At 67.3% G+C, this 1,579-nt stretch carries 1 protein-coding gene and 1 riboswitch; the gene reads left to right on the forward strand.

Annotated elements, in window-relative coordinates:
* Positions 1-45: 45 nt before the first annotated feature.
* Positions 46-158, forward strand: a riboswitch (TPP riboswitch).
* Between the two features lie 27 nt (positions 159-185).
* A partial coding sequence (gene thiC / locus VF662_RS11455) for a phosphomethylpyrimidine synthase ThiC (RefSeq protein ID WP_464141212.1) occupies positions 186-1,579 on the forward strand: 1,394 nt, incomplete at its 3' end.

Genomic DNA, 1,579 nt, shown 5'->3' on the forward strand with positions numbered 1-1,579 from the left:
AGCGCGGAATCCGGCTTCCCCGCTGTCCCGGAGGCGCTTATGGCTCACCCATCCCCGGGGGACCTTGCGCACAAGGTTGAGAGGCGCGCTGACACGGCGCGCGACCCGCCGAACCTGATCCCGTTCACACGGGCGTAGGGAGGGAGCGGCATCAGGCGCTTTCTCCCCTTTGAGGAGAGACGACGATGGCCGACATTCCCGCCCGCACCGAGCTAAAGGTCACCACCGGCCCGATCCGCGGCAGCCGCAAGGTGCATGTCGGGCCGCTGGGCGTCGCGATGCGCGAGATCCATCTCGAGCCGAGTTCCGGCGAGCCGCCGCTTCGCGTCTACGATCCCTCCGGCCCCTATACCGATCCCGACGCCCGCATCGACATCATGGCCGGCCTTCCGGAGCTCCGCCGTGACTGGATCCGCGCCCGCGGCGATGTCGAAGAAGTCCTCCAGCGCGAGGTGAAGCCGGAGGATAACGGCCAGCTCGGCCCCGACCGCTCCGGCGGAGTCCAGCCCTTCCCGAACGTCCGCAAGAAAGTGCTCCGCGCCAAGCCGGGCGCCAACGTCAGCCAGATGCACTACGCCCGCCGCGGCATCATCACCCCCGAGATGGAATATGTCGCGATCCGCGAAAACCTGGGCCGCGAGCAACTCGCCGCCCAGGCCCGCGATGGCCAGGATTTCGGCGCCGCCATCCCCGATTACGTCACCCCCGAATTCGTCCGCGACGAAGTCGCCCGCGGCCGCGCCATCATCCCCAACAACATCAACCACCCCGAGAGCGAGCCGATGGCGATCGGCCGCAACTTCCTCGTCAAGATCAACGCCAACATCGGCAACTCCGCCGTCGCATCCGACGTCGCGGCCGAGGTCGACAAGATGGTCTGGTCGATCCGCTGGGGCGCCGACACCGTCATGGACCTCTCCACCGGCCGCAACATCCACGACACCCGCGAATGGATCATCCGCAACTCGCCCGTCCCGATCGGCACCGTCCCCATCTACCAGGCGCTCGAAAAGGTCGGCGGCATCGCCGAGGACCTGACCTGGGAAATCTACCGCGACACTCTGATCGAGCAGGCCGAGCAGGGCGTCGACTATTTCACCATCCACGCCGGCGTGCGCCTGCCCTACATCCCGATGACGGCCAGGCGCGTCACCGGCATTGTCAGCCGCGGCGGCTCGATCATGGCGAAATGGTGCCTCGCCCACCACAAGGAGAGCTTCCTCTACACCCGCTTCGAGGAGATCTGCGAGATCATGAAGGCGTACGACATCGCCTTCAGCCTCGGCGACGGCCTGCGCCCCGGCAGCATCGCCGACGCCAACGACGAAGCCCAGTTCGCCGAGCTCGCCACCCTCGGCGAGCTGACGCAGATCGCCTGGAAGCACGACGTCCAGGTGATGATCGAGGGCCCCGGCCACGTGCCGATGCACAAGATCAAGGCCAACATGGACAAGCAGCTCGAAGCCTGCGGCGAGGCGCCCTTCTACACGCTCGGGCCCCTCACCACCGACATCGCGCCGGGCTACGACCACATCACCAGCGCGATCGGCGCGGCCATGATCGGCTGGTTCGGCACCGC

Origin of the sequence: Allosphingosinicella sp., assembly GCF_036387215.1 — a bacterium.
In the GTDB taxonomy this organism is placed as follows: Bacteria; Pseudomonadota; Alphaproteobacteria; order Sphingomonadales; family Sphingomonadaceae; genus Allosphingosinicella.